This is a genomic window from Flavobacteriales bacterium (genome assembly GCA_025210295.1).
GTDB lineage: Bacteria > Bacteroidota > Bacteroidia > Flavobacteriales_D > Parvicellaceae > S010-51.
In genome coordinates this window covers 108794-126012 of sequence record JAOASC010000046.1, presented here as the reverse complement: position 1 = coordinate 126012, position 17219 = coordinate 108794, and the positions used below count along the sequence as shown (strand labels likewise).

Sequence of the window (17219 nt, the reverse complement as noted above, 5' to 3'; positions counted from 1 at the left end):
AAAAGCAATTGAGAAATGAAAAAAGCAATAATTACTCAGTCAAATTATATCCCTTGGAAGGGGTATTTTGATGCAATTAATTCAGTAGATGTATTTGTGGTGTATGATGAAATGCAGTATACGAAGAGGGATTGGAGGAATCGTAATAAAATAAAGACCGCTAATGGTTTGAAATGGATGAGCATTCCAGTTAGTGTTAAAGGAAAATTCAACCAAAAGATTAATGAAACTTTAATTAGTGATCAAGATTGGGGAAAAAAACATTGGCAATTACTGAAGCAAGTATATGGAAAAGCTCCTTTTTTTAATGAGTATAAAGATATTTTCGAAAAAATATACTTAAATTGCAATTTTGAAATGCTAAGTGATGTAAACGTCATATTTATTGATGAAATTTGTAAGTTATTGGGGATTGAAACAGAAATCATTTTCTCCAAAGACTTGAATTTGCAGGGAGATAAAACAGAGAAGTTATTAAATGTGTGTTTAGATTTAAAAGTTACAGATTATTATTCAGGACCAGCAGCCAAAGCTTATATGGACGTTGGTTTGTTTGAAGCAAAAGGTGTTCAGGTACACTGGTTTGATTATTCAGGTTATCCAGAGTATTCACAGCAGTACGGAGCTTTTGAGCATGGAGTGACAATTTTAGACTTAATATTTAATGAGGGCGTTGAAGGGGCCAAGCAGAATATGAAAAGTTTTAAAGGTTAATAAATGCAAAAAATATCCAAAATATCTATAGTAAGTCCCGTATATGGGGCTGAAAAAATAGTGAATGAATTGGTCGCTCAAATTGAAGAAGGGGTAAAAGTTATTGGGTGTGATTATGAAATTATTTTGGTAGAAGATGCAAGTCCAGATAAATCTTGGGAGCAGATTGTTGAGGTGGCTCAACAGAGAAATAAAGTTTTTGGTTATAAGTTAAGTAGAAACTTTGGGCAGCACGCAGCGATTAAAGCAGGGCTTTCTGTTTGCACAGGAGATGTAGCCATTGTCATGGATTGTGATTTGCAAGATAACCCTAAGTATATTAAAGAGCTTGTAGAAAAGTATTACGAGGGCAACGATATTGTATATACATACAAGAAAAAAAGAAGCCATTCTAAATTTAAAAATATAACAGCAGTTTTATTTAATTTGGTTTTAAATTTTCTATTGGAAAATAAGAGTTTGGAAGCAGATAAAAATGTTGGGGCTTATAGCCTTATTTCAAAAAAAGTAGTTAAAGCCTTTAATGACTATAATGATTACCAATTTCACTATCTTTTGGTCTTAAGATGGTTAGGGTTTAGTTCTGGTTATGTAGAAATTGAGCATAATCAACGTTTTGAGGGGGAATCGTCATATACTTTTAAGAAATTGATAAAACACGCAGGAGTGGCTATATTATACCAATCTGAAAAGTTATTGCGATTAAGTATTTATTTTGGAGGCTTCGTGTCATTTTTCTCTTTTTTAGGAGGGGTTTATATTATAATATCTTATTTTATATCAAGTTATCAATCAGGATGGGCCAGTATTGTGGTGTTGCTTTCTTTTTCTTTGGGGGTAATACTCGTTTCAATAGGAGTTTTGGGGGTGTATTTAGGAAAAATGTTTGAGCAAGTAAAAGGAAGACCTCAGTTTGTATTTGATAGAAAAACGGAAAATAAGTCATGAGCGGTAGAATAGAAAGTAAAGTAGAACAATATTATTCTGAAAAAGTAAGGGAGCATGGGGCTACGAGTCAAGGGGTTGATTGGAATGGTAAAGCTTCTCATTTCTTAAGGTTTGAGCAATTGACAAAATTGATAGCGGACGATAAACATTTTTCTTTGCTTGATTATGGATGTGGTTTTGGATCTTTAATTGAGTATCTAAACTCTTCAAAATATAGTTTTGACTATACCGGATTTGATATCTCAGAAGAGATGATAAAAAAAGGAAAAGAGTTGCATACTAAAAGTAATCTCCAATTTTTTTCCAATGCAGAAGCCTTAAAAATATCCGATTATGTTATCGCCAATGGGATTTTTAATGTTAAACTAAAAGAAGAAGAAGAGGTATGGAAAAAATATATTTACGATACAGTGTTGAAGATGAGTGGATTGGCAAGAAAGGGGCTGTCGTTTAATATTTTAACCTCATATTCTGATGAAGAGTATAAAAAAGATTACCTCTATTATGCAAACCCTCTAGAAGTGTTTGATTTTTGCAAAAAGAATATATCCAAAAATGTAGCACTTTTGCATGATTACGAATTATATGAATTTACAATAATTATAAGAAAATAATGGCAAAGATAGTTTTGTTTGGAACAGGTGATATTGCTCAGTTAGCAAAGTATTATTTTGATAATGACAGCGAACATGAAGTTATTGCGTTTACTGTAGATAGAGATTACATTAATAGTGATGAGTATGAAGGTTTGCCGCTTATTCCATTTGATGAAGTGGAAAAAGTTTATCCACCCGATGCCTTTAAGATGTTTATTGCATTGAGTTATGCTAAAATGAACGAAATTAGAGAGCAAAAGTATTTTTTAGCCAAAGAAAAAGGTTATGAGCTGGTATCTTATATTAGTTCAAAATGCTCTTATTTATCTCAGTTTGAATGTGGAGATAACTGCTTTATACTAGAAGATAATACTATACAACCGTATGTTAAAATAGGAAAGAATGTAACCTTATGGAGTGGTAACCATATTGGTCATCACTCTATCATTGAAGATCATAACTTTGTTAGTTCACATGTTGTTATATCTGGACATTGTGTTGTTGAGTCAAATTGTTTCTTGGGGGTTAATGCTACGTTAGCTCATAAGGTGAGAATTGCTTCAAAAACATTATTAGGGGCTGGGGCTGTTATAGCCAAAGATACAGAAGAATTAGGGATTTATGTGCCGCCTAGAAGTACTCAGCTCTCCAAAAAAAGTGATGAAGTTTCTTTATGATGAAATGGATTAAAATAAAACACATTTTTAAAGCTGAAAATCATAGTGATTGGATGTTTTCTCATGGAGCTAATCCTGTTTTTAAAGAACTTGAAGATGGTACATGTCGTGTGTTTTTTACTTGTCGAGATAAAATGTCTAAAAGTTATATCGCTTATTTAGATTTGGATTTTGAAAATGATTTTCAAATAGTTAATATCTCTAAAGAACCAGTTTTGACACCAGGCGAATTAGGCTTGTTTGATGATTCTGGTGTAGTAATGAGCTGCTTTCAGGAAATAGAGGGAGAAGAATATTTGTATTATTTAGGCTGGAACCTAAAAGTTACTGTTCCATGGTTGAATACGATAGGATTAGCGAAATTAAATAAAGAGCAACATAAATTTGAAAAAGTAAGCAAAGCTCCAATTATGGATCGAAGTGATGAGGATCCTTTTTCAATATCTTACCCTTGTGTTTTATTTGATGAAGGAGTATATAAAATGTGGTATGGGTCTAATCTATCTTGGGGAGAGGAGCAGTCGGCGATGAATCATGTGTTTAAATATGCTGAGTCTAATGATGGTGTAAATTGGAAAAGAACCAATCAAATTGTTGTGGGGCTTGAACATAAAGGAGAGTATGCTTTATCCAAGCCTTGGGTTGTCAAAGATCAGGAGAAGTATAAAATGTGGTATTCATACAGGGCTAGTGAACGATCAGATCAATATAGAATTGGGTATGCTGAATCAGATGACGGTATAAAGTGGATTAGGAAAGATGATCAAGTAGGAATAGATGTATCACCAGATGATAGTTGGGATAGTGATATGATTAGTTATCCTTGTGTATTTGATTATAAAGGAGAGCGTTATATGCTGTACACAGGAAATGGTTATGGTAAAGAAGGGTTTGGTATTGCCATTTTAAAAACTTAAGTTTAAATTTTTATCGTTCTAAAAAAGAATAGCAATTCTCAGAAAAAAATGTTGAGCTGTAAGGTTTAGCTGGTGTATTAAGAATGAACAAATTGGATAAGGAATGAAAATGAAAATAGGGTTCAATAAACCACATTTAACAGGTAAAGAAACACATTATATCTACGAAGCAGTAAAATCGTTGCATTTGTCAGGTAATGGTGTGTTTACAAAGAAAAGTCATCAGTTCTTTCAAGAAAAATATGGGTTTAAGAATTGTCTGTTAACATCTAGTTGTACTGATGCTTTGGAAATGTCTTCAATTTTAATTGGGATAGAACCAGGGGATGAAGTGATTATACCATCTTATACTTTTGTCAGTACAGCAAATGCATTTGTTTTGAGAGGAGCAAAAATTGTTTTTGCAGATAGCTTACCCAATCATCCGAATATGGATGTTTCTAAAATAGAAGCCTTAATCACCAGTAAGACCAAAGCTATTGTCCCTGTCCACTATGCTGGTATGGCTTGCGATATGGATGAGATTATGCGATTGGCGGAAAAGTACAACTTGTTTGTGGTAGAAGATGCCGCGCAAGCAGTAGACTCTTATTATAAAGGAAAACCTTTGGGGAGTATAGGTCATTTGGCTACATTTTCTTTTCATGAAACTAAAAATATTATCAGTGGAGAAGGAGGAATGTTAGTTGTTAATGATGATCAATTATTTGAACGTGCTGAAGTAATATGGGAGAAAGGAACCAATCGTTCAGCTTTCTTTAGAGGTGAGGTAAATAAATACGGTTGGGTTGATGTAGGTTCTTCTTATTTGCCCTCCGAAGTTGTTGCAGCATTTTTGTATGCCCAATTAGAAAATATTGAAGATATTCAAAATAGGAGAAAAGAAATTTGGCAGAGTTACTATAAAGGGTTGCACGCTTTAGAGGTCCAAGGAAAGCTGAAGTTACCTATCCATTTAGAGCATTCAACGAATAATGCACACATGTTTTACGTGCTTTGCGAGAGCTTTGAAAAACGAACAGCATTAATTAATTATCTGAAAACAAAAGGTATATTGTCTGTGTTTCATTATTTGAGTTTACACAAAAGCCCTTTTTACAAAGAGAAACACGATGGACGATCTTTAGCTATGTCTGATTATTTTGAACATCATCTTTTAAGGTTGCCATTTTTTTACGATTTAACCCAAGAAGAGCAAGATTTAGTTATTCAGGAAATCCATAATTTTTACAAAATAGAAAGTTGACGACGTGCTGAATAAATTAGAGTATCAATCAATTTTATTATCGCTAATTATTGTAGTTGGTGTGTTTTTAAGACTTTATCACCTCTATGATATGCCTTTTATGCACGATGAGTTTAGTGCTCTTTTTCGGACAAGATTTGAAACATTTGATGAAGTCTTAAAAATTGGTGTACAAATTGGTGATACGCACCCAGCAGGAATCCAAGTTTTTTTATGGTGGTATGTTCAATTAGTAGGGGAAAATGAATTGTGGTTAAAGCTCCCGTTTGTACTGATGGGGAGTTTGTCAATTCCTTTGATGTATAAAGTTGGCAAATTATGGTTTAACCAAAATGTCGGGCTAATTACAGCAGCATATATTGCTACAATTCAATATACATTAACCTACAGTGTGATTATTCGACCGTATATTAGTGGGTTGTTTTTAGGCTTGTTGATGGTTTATTTTTGGACGTTGTTAATTAAGGGGAAACAAACGTTTTGGGTTTATTTAGGATATGTGTCATTCTCAGCTTTATGTGCATATAACCACCATTTTAGCCTGTTATTTGTAGCTGTAGTTGGTTTTACTGGATTGTTTATGCTCAAAGGTAAACAGTTGCTTGGATATGTATTGGCCGGCTTGTTGGTGTTTATCTTATATTTACCACATTTATCAATTTTCTTTTATCAGTTAGGTCAAGGAGGTTTGGACGGTTGGTTGAGTAAACCATCTCCTTTGTTCCCGCTAAATTATATTAAATATATATTCCATTTTTCTATAGAAAGTTATTGTTTGGCTTTGGTTGTTTTTGGAGTGGGAGCGCTTTATAAGTGGAAAGAAAAATGGGGGGTGTTTTATAAAATAAGTTGGTTGTGGTTTTTAACCCCTCTAAGTGTTGGTCTGCTTTATTCAATCTATGTTAATCCTGTCATACAGTATTCCATGTTGATTTTTACTGTTCCTTATTTTTTCTTTTTAGCTTTTGGTTGGTTTCCCCAAAAAATAAGTTCAAAAGTAATTGGGGCGCTAGTAATCGCAGTACTGTTGGTAAATAGTGTTACACTGATAAAAAATAGACAGCATTATCGAGTGTTATATCAGACACGTCATTTACAGTTTTTAAAAGACATAGAATCCTTGTCAGAGAGAAACCAAAGTACAGTGTTAATTGCTAATCATCCAAGAATAAACCAATTTTACAAAGACAAATATCAATGGAGTTTCTCTTTTGTGAATTATTTGCAAGGAGTATCTAGTAACATTGGTTTAGATCAAGTACAAGAAATGGTTGGAAATAGTAAAACGCCATATTTTGTATATGGAGGTGTTGCTTATGCTGCTCCAGAAATTGTTCAGATGATCAAAGAGTATTACCCTTATTGTATTGAGAAAAAAGATTATTACGCAAGTAACCTATATGTGTTTAGTAAGGAGAAAAACGAAGATGACTTAATGCCATATTTTGAATTGAAAAACAATTTTAAAGCTAGCCAAAAAGGTTGGAATAATGTCGATTTACTATATGATGCCAAAGGAGGTTTGTTGAAGAAAGAAAAAGAATGGGGACCTCAAATAGCCTTTAATTTAGATGCTGCATTAAAGCATAGAAATGATGTGCTTGATATTAAAGTTACTTATAGTCATTTGGAAGAAAAAGCATTGTATTTAGTAACAGCATTAAAGTATAAGGATTCTGTAATTAACTATTCAGTAGTTAGTTCAGCCGATTTTATAAAGAGTAGTGATAAAAAGACCATTTATAAAACTATTGAGCTCTCAGGAGTTCATTTACCAACTAAAAATGTGGAGGTTACTACTTACTTGTGGAATAAAGATAAAGGTGATTTTTGGCTTCAGGAATATCAGGTTCAGCTGAGGCAAGGAAACCCTATTCAATATAGTTTGTATGAGCCTATTTTAGATGATTATGAATAAAATTATAGAAGCATATAATAAAACGAATGAGTTTGGTCGGCTGTTTAATATGACATACACAATCGTTAAGCCAGGGGAGGTGGTTTATAAGCTATTGGTTACCCAAAAACTGTTAGCAACTTCAAAAGCCATGCATGGAGGAGCATTAGCTGGAATGATGGATGCTGTTGTAGGAGTCACAGCTTTATCAGTATCATCCTTGAAAAATAAAGTGGTTTCAACAGTTGAGTTTAAAATTAATTACCTAAAACCTGTGTTTGAGGGCGATGAGTTAAGAGGTGTAGGAGAAGTGATTAGTGAGGGGAATAGAATAATTGTTTGTAAAGGTGAAATTTTTAATCAAAATCAGGAGTTGGTAGCAATAGCAACAGCTACGTTAAACGCTTATCCAGCTAATAAGTTATAAGAATCATTTTAAGAATGTTAGCATAAAAAAGGAGAAGTGTTATCTTTGATCCAATAAAACACACATACACATATCATGAAAAACTGGACAAAAGAAGAAATTAAAGCAGTATATAATAAACCATTACTTGAGCTTTTATATGAAGCAGCAACAGTGCATCGTCAATTCCATGACCCGAGAGAGGTACAAGTAAGTACCTTGTTGTCTATCAAAACAGATGGTTGTCCAGAAGACTGTGGTTATTGCCCCCAAGCAGCAAGGTATCATACCAATATTGAGGGGAATGATTTAATGTCATTAAAAGAGGTCGTAGATTTGGCTGAAGAGGCTAAAAATAATGGTTCCTCTAGGGTTTGTATGGGAGCAGCCTGGCGTAATGTAAAAGATGATGAAGATTTTGATCAAGTACTAGAAATGGTGAGTAGCGTCAATAAAATGGACATGGAAGTTTGCTGTACATTGGGAATGCTAACGGAAAATCAGGCACAAAGATTAGCAGATGCTGGTTTATATGCTTATAATCACAATATAGATTCTTCGGAAGAATATTATAAAGAAGTCATTTCAACAAGAGGTTATGAAGATCGTTTAAAAACGATTGACAATGCTAGAAAAGCTAGTTTAACAGTTTGTTCTGGAGGTATTATTGGAATGGGAGAAACAGATGAGGATAGAATTGGAATGCTCTATACATTGGCTTTGATGAAGCCTCAACCAGAATCTATTCCGATCAATGCTTTAGTCGCAGTTGAAGGTACTCCCTTAGAAGATCAAAAAACAGTTCCTATTTGGGATATGGTACGTATGATTGCTACAACAAGAATTGTAGTACCTCAATCGGCTGTAAGATTGTCTGCTGGAAGAACTGAGATGAGTGAAGAAGGACAAGCCCTTTGTTTTATGGCAGGAGCAAATTCTATTTTTGCAGGTGAAAAACTGTTAACAACACCTAATCCAGAATTTACTTCAGATATGGAATTGTTTAATATCTTAGGGTTGAAACCAATGAAAGCTTATAAAAAAGGAGATAAACCTGAGGTTAAGACTTCTTTTAGAGATAAACCTGAGGAAAAAACTCAAATTAAATGGTCTCGTCCTGGACACACGATTGAACGAAATGAAAAAGCTAAAGCACAAGGTAAAATTTCAAGACAAGAAAATTTTGAGCCAAGAAAAGTGACTTCAGTAGATAAGCTTTAGTGAAGAAAATACTTTTTGTTGGGGCAGGAACTAAGTAACGAGCTATCAACTGTTTTTAATTGTTTTTTTGGATTTTAAATTAGAATTATTGTAAATTGCGTAGCAATAATAAGGTGTGTTTTGATTTTATCTTCTTCCCATGTACATAAGTAAAAGCTTTCTAGTTACAATAAGTTTGTTGATAGTTATATCTGCTACAAGTCAGTATGTGAGGTCTTTTTACTACCCGAATATGACGGGAGGGTTGGGACTTGCACCTACAGCTAGTGGAGGTTTTGTTGGTACAGGTCAACATAACGGCGCTGCTGGTGGAGGCTGTGATTCTTACGTATATAAACTCAATACTTGTGGAGAATTATTGTGGTACAAAACCTATGGTACCGCTGGAAGTGATGGAGGAAGAAAAGTGGTAGAATCTATCGATGGAGGGTTGTTGGTCGCAGGGTTGTTTGATTCTGATGGAGGGAATGGATATGATTATTTTTTACAAAAATTAGACGCTAACGGAAATCAAACTTGGTTAACGGTATGGAATAATACTGCTGCTAATAGCGGAGATTACGCACATTGGGTGGAAGAAACACCATCAAATATTTTTGTCAGTGGTTCCACTAATGCACACCCTTGGGGTGGATGGAATGCTGTAATTTCTAGTTACACCCTAGGAGGTGTACATCAATGGACTAAAGCCTTTGGAGGTGGAGGAGAAGACAACTTCTGTTCAATCCATGCAGTGCAAGATGGAGTAATTGCAGGAGGAATTACAGCATCTTTTGGTTCTGGAAATAGAGACCTATTCGTTACAAAGGTAGGATTTGGAGGAAATGTGATGTGGATGAATGCCTATGGTACTACAGGTAATGAGGGAGGGTATTGGGATACCGAAGGGTTGCCAACACCAGATGGAGGTTACTTAATGACAGGTTCAACGAATACAGCAGGATTAACAGCCGGAGGAATGGATATTCTACTGATTAAGTTAGATTCTACAGGAGTAGTTGAATGGGCAAAAACCTACGGAGGACCCAATAATGATTGGTCTGAAGGTCTAGTATTATCCCCTGATGGAGGTTATGCCGTTGTTGCAACAAGTCATAGCTATACAAATGGAGGAAGAGATGCATCTTTACTAAAAGTGGATAGTGTTGGAAATTTTCAATGGGCTAATTCATACGGACAAGCTGGCTGTGATAGAGGGGTAGATGTAATGGCAAAAGATGGAGGTTATGTTTTGTCTATGAATTATAATAATTCATTAGCAGGGTGTGGAGTAAATAATGAATATGATCCAATGTTTATTAAAACAGATAGCCTTGGGAACTGTGGATGCTCATTCATTAATGCTCCTTATGCTTCTATGGATGTTACAGCTAGTATCGTTACAACAGCAATAGATACGGTGGTAGCAACCCAATACATTACACCAAACTTACATATAGAGTCCCCGCCAATTATTGTTGATAACCCTAATATTACGGAGAATACAATATGTACCGTTTGTAGTAATGTAACCCCACAATGGGGCTATAACGATACGATAGGTTGTCATGGAGATACGTTAAAATTTTACAATACTACAGCCAGTTCTGTTGGTTGCTTTTATTGGGATAATACAGTCAACTACTCTTCAAATGGAGATACAATATTATTCGTTTTAGACTCTACTCAGGGATTAACCCAAGATGTAGCATTGATTTCTGTGTGTGGAAATACTGTTGATACACTGAAACAACGCGTAACAATTGTACAGCCTCAAGCAAATTTTCTTATTCCCAATACCTGTTTAAGTGATACAACATTATTTGTTGATAATTCTTCAGTAAATATTGAAAATATCGTTTCATGGCAATGGGATTATGGAGATGGAACTAGCAGTACTAATGCAAATGACAATCATCTCTATGCTTCTGAAGGGGATTATTTAGTTGAATTAATCGTGGCAACTAATCACGGTTGTGCGGATACCATGACAAGTACCATAACAAAGTTTCCAATGCCACAAGCCATGGCAAATTTATCGAATGAATGTTTAATTGATTCTTTGTTTTTTGAAAATGCATCAACAATTACTGCAACAGACGCGATTGTTGGATGGGCTTGGGATTTTGGTGATGGGAATTTTGAATTAGGAGAAGATGTCTATCATACTTATGCTGCTGATGGATCCTACGAAGTGAAATTAGTCACAGTAAGTAATAATTTTTGTGCAGATACCTTAATAGATACTGTAGTCGTATACCCGATGCCACAGACTAATTTTACCTTGACAAATGAATGTCTATATGATAGTTTAGCTTTAAATGACCTTTCTACAATCAATGCGCCAGACCTCATTAATGCTTGGGAATGGAGCTATGGAGACGGACAGACCAGTAATCAGCAAAATAATGCTCATTTATACGCTTTAGATGGGGCTTACGAAATTACACTCCTAACAACCAGTAACCATGGTTGTTCAGATACCTTAAGAGATTCGGTTGTGATATATCCTGTGCCACTCACTAATTTTTCATTAGTCAACCAATGTCAAATAGATACATTTAGTTTTGGTGACTTGTCAACAATAAATGGCCCTGATTCAATTACAGCATGGAATTGGAACTTTGGTGATGGAAACGGAGGACTTAACCAAAATGAAAGTCATCATTATTCCAATGATGGAACTTATCAAGTTACATTAATTACAACCTCTAATAATAATTGTTATGATACACTAGCGTTGCCTTTAGTCGTATATCCAATGCCGCAGGCTAATTTTTCTATAATGAATCAATGTATCGCAGAAGAGTATGCGTATAACAGTACATCAACAATAAATGCTCCAGATAATATTATTGGTTGGGAATGGACCTATGGTGATGGAAATGGAAGTATGCAAGAAAATGATACCCATTATTATTCAAGTAATGGTAATTATGAGGTGTCTTTAGTTACTATTTCAGACAATGGATGTAGGGATACATTAGTGGATTCGATAACGGTTTATCCAATGCCAAATTCCGTCTTTAACCTTTCAAATTTGTGTTTAACAGATACAGTGAATGTGAGTGATTTGTCAATCATCAATGCACCAGACAATATCCCCGTACGTCAATGGGATTTTGGAGATGGATCTAATGTAAATACAGATTCTTCAACATTTCATGTTTACCAAACTAGTGGAACATTTGATGTTTCGTTGATTACAATCTCAAATAATGATTGTAGAGATACATTAGTTCAAACAGTGGTCGTACACCCTTTGCCAAATGTTAATTTTACAACATCAAATGCTTGTATCAATGAACAACCAATTACTTTTACCAATAATTCAACAATTGTAAGTGGAAGTAATGTTGGGTACTCATGGAGTTTCGGAGATACTCAAAATTCGATGTCAACACAGGAAAATCCAAGTTTTCATTATCCAAGTCATGGGATATATGATGTACAGTTAATCGTAACGTCTGATTTGAATTGTCAGGATAGTCTAACACAAACAGTTCAAGTTTATCATAAACCAACAGCATATTTTTTACAAGATACAACAGAAGGTTGTGCGCCACTTTGTGTTACTTTTAATAGTATTTCAAACGATAGCTTAGGAATTGCAGACTGGAATTGGCAATTTGAAAATAGTTTAGGTGAAGGATCAAGTAAATATGTAGGGTATTGTTATGAAGGAGCAGGAACTTATGATGTAACTTTGATTGTTCAAAATACTGAGGGATGCTATGACACGATTGTGAAGCCAGCATTGATTACGACTTATCCGTTTCCAACGGCAGATTTTGAGCTAACACCTTCTACAACAACAGTCCAAGAGCCGAATATTACATTTACAAATTTAAGTGTAGATGCCGTATCATGGGTTTGGGATTTCGCTGATGGAACTTTGGATAGTATTCATTATGATCCAGCTCATGACTATCAAGATACAGGAGTTTATAATATTTCGTTGACTGTATATAACGATATTGGTTGCCCCAATACCGTATATCATCAATTAATTGTTCTGCCTATTGAGAATATATTTGTTCCATCTGCTTTTTCTCCAAATGGAGATGGGGAGAATGATGAGCTTTTTGTTAGAGGTTATGCCCAAGCAATGTATTTTACAGTGTATGATCGTTGGGGGAAAAAAGTATTTGAAACCAATAACCAAAATGTAGGTTGGGATGGTACAATACATGAGAAACCAGCAGTAGAAGGGGTTTATATGTGGTATTTACAAACTTCATTTAATGGAGAGAATAAGGTTTATAAAGGAGATGTTTCACTATTTAGATAAGATAAAATGATGAATAAAATTTTTAAATTAATGACAGTTTTAGCATTTGTATTTGCAGGGATGCAAACAATTGCTCAGGAAGCAGATAATGAGGGGTATGTTTTAATGAAAGTTAAAAGTGATATTTTAGATTGTCCCCATTTTAGTGTGCTTTTGCCTCAAGAGCTTGAAATGAAAAAGAAAATTAAGCTAACAAAAACAGACAACAAAACATACATGTTGTTTAAGGCTAAAAATTACTCAGATTCTACTTCAAATGAATTTTATCAAGTGGTAAAAGAAATTTATTTTCCAACCGAGAATATTGTAGAGTTAATAGTCAAAGAAGATTATGACGAGGTGATGAAGTTAATCAATGAATAAGAGGTGTATAGATGAATAAGTATTATTGTTTATTAGTTTTATTTAGTTTTCTTGTTGGGACGACTAGAGCTCAATATGTTCGATCGTTTAATTTTCCAGGAATGACTGGAGGTTTAGGGTTGGCTCCAACCAATGATGGAGGGTTTGTAGGTACTGGACAGCATAATGGAGGACTTGCAGGAGCTTGTGATAACTATGTTTATAAACTGAATACTTGTGGCGAGTTGATGTGGTATAAAACATACGGTTCGGCAGGATCTGATGGTGGAAGAAAAGTAATTGAAGCCCAAGATGGGGGCGTGTTAGTTTCTGGCTTGTATGATTCAGATGGAGGAGATGGATATGATTATTTATTGCAAAAATTAGATGCGAATGGGAACCAACAATGGATTACCGTTTGGAACAACTTGAATGGAAATTCAAATGATTATGCACATTGGGTAACCGAAGTCTCTAATCAGATTATAGTAAGCGGTTCTACTACAGGATTCCCTTATGGAGGTTGGGATGCTGTAGTGTCAAGTTATTCTAGCACAGGGAATCATCAGTGGAGTAAGGCTTTTGGAGGGGCAGGAGAAGATAATTTGTGTTCTGTTCATGCGGCTCCGACTCATATTTATATAGGAGGGATAACAACTTCATTCGGAGCTGGAAGTAGAGATTTGATGGTGATCAAAACAGATTTGCAAGGTAATGTAATCTGGATGAATGCTTATGGAACACCAGGTGTTGAAGGTGGGTATTGGGATACAGAGGGAACGCCTACGTTAGATGGAGGGTATTTGATGACTGGATCAACCGATCAAGCTGGATTAACAGCTGGGGGAAGAGATATCTTAGTCGTAAAATTAGATTCCTTAGGAAATGTAGAATGGTCTAAGTCTTACGGTGGCCCAAGTAACGATTGGTCAGAAGGAGTGTTAGTTTCTCCCGCTGGAGGTTATGCCATAGTTGGTACAAGTGAAAGTTATACCAATGGAGGAAGAGATGCTGTACTATTGAAAATAGACGATAATGGTAATTTTGAATGGGCAAATTCCTATGGGCAAGCTGGGTGCGATAGAGGAGTAGATGTGATTGCCAAAGACGGAGGTTATGTGTTGTCAATGAACTATAATAATAATTTGTCTGCTTGTGGTGTTGACAATGAATACGATCCGATGTTTATTAAGACGGATAGTGTAGGGAATTGTGGTTGTTCATTTGTCAATGCACCATATACATCAATAGATATGACAACTAGTACAGTAACAACTCCATTAAATCCAACAACTGCATCACAAATAATAACTTCAAATGTTCAAGTGTATTCTCCACCTGTAATAGAAGATGCACCAGCAGTTAATGAGAATACAATTTGTTCAGTCTGTACTTCAATCAATCCGCAATGGGCTTATAATGATACAGTGGGCTGTCATGGAGATACGTTGAAGTTTTATAATCAAACCGCAAGCTCTGTGGGATGTTTTTACTGGGAAAGTAGTAATGTAGGAACCCTTTCTAGTGGAGATACTTTACTATTCGTTTTAGATACGACCTATGGTTTAAATCAACAGGTTATGCTAATTTCTGTATGTGGAACCCTTTCAGATACACTATATCAAGATGTAGTTGTAAAAAACAAACCTACAGCTAACTTTTATCAAGAAACAGTATGTCTAATGGATACCAGTTTCTTTTTGGACTCTTCAATTATTGCAACAAGTGATACGATTGTTTCTTGGTCTTGGGACTTTGGAAATGGAGGTGGGAGTACTGTTCCGTCAACCAATTATATTTATAGCCAACCTGGAACTTATCAAGTAGAACTTAAAGTGGTTTCTAACTTAGGTTGTGCAGACAGTATTGTTTATAGTCATTTAGTTCATCCAATACCATATACTTATGCAGGGCTTGATACGACGATTAATTGTTCAGGAGATAGTGTAATGTTGGATGGAAGCCTTTCCGATCATGGGATTTATTATGCCAATTCTTGGAGTACAACTAACGGAATAATACTAGGGAATAGCGATTCCTTGTTTGTTTATATTGATAGCGTTGGAACTTACGTCTTAGAATCAGAAGATTTAAATACTGGTTGTTTGTCTAGAGATAGTTTGGTGGTAACTCTAGATACTGTAAAGCCTAATTTTAATTACCAAGATACGATCTTGAATTGTAGTTACCCAATGGTGTTTTTAACCGCTTTTATCAATCCTCAAAATCCATATTATCTTTTCGAGTGGACAACAGTTGATGGGAATATTTTATTTGGAAATTCCACTGATAGCCCATTGGTTGATTCAGCTGGAACTTATGTGGCGACAATTACCAATTCATTGAATCAATGTGTAACAGTAGATTCTCTTTTAGTGTCAATGGATACCGTTAAACCAATAGTGAATATTCTTTTGAATGGAGCAATAGCTTGGGATGAGTCAATTTATACGTTTGTAGAAAATATCTATTCTTATGTTGGTGATACCAATACTTTTGTATGGTATATAGATGGGCAATACCTAACTGAAGACTCAGTGTTTAATTATACATTCTTCGATGAAAATGAACACGACATAACAATTGTAATGACTAATATGTCAAACGGATGTGTTAATGCTGATACGTTGTTTTTAAATGTGACACATCAATTGAAAATCCCGTCAGCTTTTTCGCCTAATAGCGATGGTTGGAATGATGTGTTTGAAATTTTAGAGTTACAAGCTTTTGATCACAGCGAGTTGGTGATTTTTAATCGTTGGGGAGATGTTGTTTACCAAGCAACACCCTATCAAAATAATTGGATTGGTCAATCTAATACTACCAGCTTGAAAATAGGAGAAGAAGTTGTTGATGGAACATATTTTTATACCCTAAAATTAACCAAAGATGGAGAGGAGCAAATCTTTAAAGGCTCAGTTGAGCTAAAAAGATAGTTTATTCATTGACTTTTAGTCTTGCATTAGGAGTTGTAGCCTGGGTACTAAAGTCTTGATTTAAATATTGATAATAACCTGTAATAGCAATCATCCCTGCATTGTCTGTGCAGTATTGGAAATCTGGAATGAAAGTTTTCCAAGCATGCTTTGTTCCAAGTCGTTTTAGTTCATTTCTTAAGCGGCTGTTGGCAGATACCCCACCCGCTATAGCTATCTGATGAATGTTGTGGTCAAAAGCAGCTTTTTTTAGTTTCTTAAAGAGGTAGTTGATGATGTGAGCTTGATAAGAAGCACAAATATCATTCAGATTATGCTCAATAAAGGATTCGTCTTTAGAGAGTTCCTTTTTTAGAAAATTCATAAACTGAGTTTTTAAACCACTAAAACTGTAGTTGTATCCCGTGGTTTTAGGAAACGTAAAAGTAAACCTGTCTGGATTTCCCTTTTGGGCATGTTTATCAATTAAAGGGCCTCCAGGGTATGGAAGACCTAATAATTTAGCAGCTTTGTCAAATGCTTCTCCAGCAGCGTCATCAATCGTTTCTCCAATAACTTCCATTTCTAAAGGTGCCGTAACTTTAACAAGTTGTGTATGTCCACCAGAAACTGTTAGGCAGATAAAAGGAAATTGAGGTACCGCTTTTTCTTTACCTTCTTCTTGTATAAAGTGAGCGAGAATATGTCCTTTCATGTGGTTAACACCAATCAAAGGAATATTTAATCCTAGACTCAAAGATTTCGCAAAAGAAGCACCTACCAAAAGCGAACCAAGTAATCCAGGTCCTTTTGTAAATGCAATAGCAGTTAAGTCATTGAGTTCAATATTGGCCTTGTTTAAAGCCGCTTGAATAACTGGAACAATGTTTTGTTGGTGAGCTCTAGAGGCTAATTCAGGAACCACTCCTCCATACATTTCATGAACTTCTTGGCCAGCAGTAATATTTGAAAGCATTTTATCGTTTAAAATAATAGCAGCAGAAGTATCATCGCAACTTGATTCTATCCCAAGAATGATGTTATCTTTGTTCATTGTTTGATTGTAAAGC

At 35.0% G+C, this 17219-nt stretch carries 13 protein-coding genes; 12 read left to right on the top strand and 1 reads right to left on the bottom strand.

What is annotated here, in order from left to right; translation table 11 throughout:
- The first annotated feature begins 15 nt into the window (after positions 1-15).
- From N4A35_14415 to N4A35_14360, 12 genes are all read left to right on the top strand, one after another.
- A complete protein-coding gene (locus tag N4A35_14415; protein ID MCT4582607.1) occupies positions 16-714 on the top strand; it encodes a WbqC family protein in 699 nt (232 codons plus the stop codon).
- A 3-nt stretch (positions 715-717) separates the two neighbouring features.
- Positions 718-1662: a glycosyltransferase family 2 protein gene (locus tag N4A35_14410; GenBank protein MCT4582606.1), complete on the top strand. Its 945-nt coding sequence runs from the start codon at positions 718-720 to the stop codon at positions 1660-1662.
- Positions 1659-2276, top strand: a complete 618-nt coding sequence (locus N4A35_14405; GenBank protein ID MCT4582605.1) for a class I SAM-dependent methyltransferase — start codon at positions 1659-1661, stop codon at positions 2274-2276. Before N4A35_14410 ends, N4A35_14405 begins: the two co-directional genes overlap by 4 nt.
- Entirely contained in the window at positions 2276-2935 is a 660-nt protein-coding gene (locus N4A35_14400) for an acetyltransferase (protein ID MCT4582604.1), read from the top strand. The genes N4A35_14405 and N4A35_14400 overlap by 1 nt, the downstream gene beginning before the upstream one ends.
- Positions 2932-3852: a hypothetical protein gene (locus tag N4A35_14395; GenBank protein ID MCT4582603.1), complete on the top strand. Its 921-nt coding sequence runs from the start codon at positions 2932-2934 to the stop codon at positions 3850-3852. Before N4A35_14400 ends, N4A35_14395 begins: the two co-directional genes overlap by 4 nt.
- A gap of 103 nt (positions 3853-3955) precedes the next feature.
- Entirely contained in the window at positions 3956-5098 is a 1143-nt protein-coding gene (gene rffA / locus N4A35_14390) for a dTDP-4-amino-4,6-dideoxygalactose transaminase (GenBank protein MCT4582602.1), read from the top strand.
- 4 nt (positions 5099-5102) lie between these two features.
- On the top strand, positions 5103-7016 hold the full coding sequence (locus tag N4A35_14385) for a glycosyltransferase family 39 protein (protein ID MCT4582601.1): 1914 nt from the start codon (positions 5103-5105) through the stop codon (positions 7014-7016).
- Positions 7009-7422 carry a PaaI family thioesterase gene (locus N4A35_14380; GenBank protein MCT4582600.1) on the top strand — a complete coding sequence of 138 codons (414 nt, stop codon included), beginning with the start codon at positions 7009-7011 and terminating at the stop codon, positions 7420-7422. The genes N4A35_14385 and N4A35_14380 overlap by 8 nt, the downstream gene beginning before the upstream one ends.
- 75 nt (positions 7423-7497) lie before the next feature.
- Entirely contained in the window at positions 7498-8622 is a 1125-nt protein-coding gene (gene bioB / locus N4A35_14375) for a biotin synthase BioB (GenBank protein ID MCT4582599.1), read from the top strand.
- Between the two features lie 178 nt (positions 8623-8800).
- The gene (locus N4A35_14370; GenBank protein MCT4582598.1) at positions 8801-12892 is read left to right on the top strand and encodes a PKD domain-containing protein; all 4092 of its coding nucleotides are present in this window, start codon (positions 8801-8803) and stop codon (positions 12890-12892) included.
- A gap of 6 nt (positions 12893-12898) precedes the next feature.
- Positions 12899-13255: a hypothetical protein gene (locus N4A35_14365; protein MCT4582597.1), complete on the top strand. Its 357-nt coding sequence runs from the start codon at positions 12899-12901 to the stop codon at positions 13253-13255.
- 11 nt (positions 13256-13266) lie between these two features.
- Positions 13267-16170: a gliding motility-associated C-terminal domain-containing protein gene (locus N4A35_14360; GenBank protein MCT4582596.1), complete on the top strand. Its 2904-nt coding sequence runs from the start codon at positions 13267-13269 to the stop codon at positions 16168-16170.
- A 1-nt stretch (position 16171) separates the two neighbouring features.
- On the opposite strand, the gene tsaD is transcribed toward N4A35_14360, so the two are convergent.
- Complete coding sequence (gene tsaD / locus N4A35_14355; GenBank protein ID MCT4582595.1) at positions 16172-17203, bottom strand: tRNA (adenosine(37)-N6)-threonylcarbamoyltransferase complex transferase subunit TsaD; 1032 nt, start codon at positions 17201-17203, stop codon at positions 16172-16174.
- Positions 17204-17219: the final 16 nt, after the last annotated feature.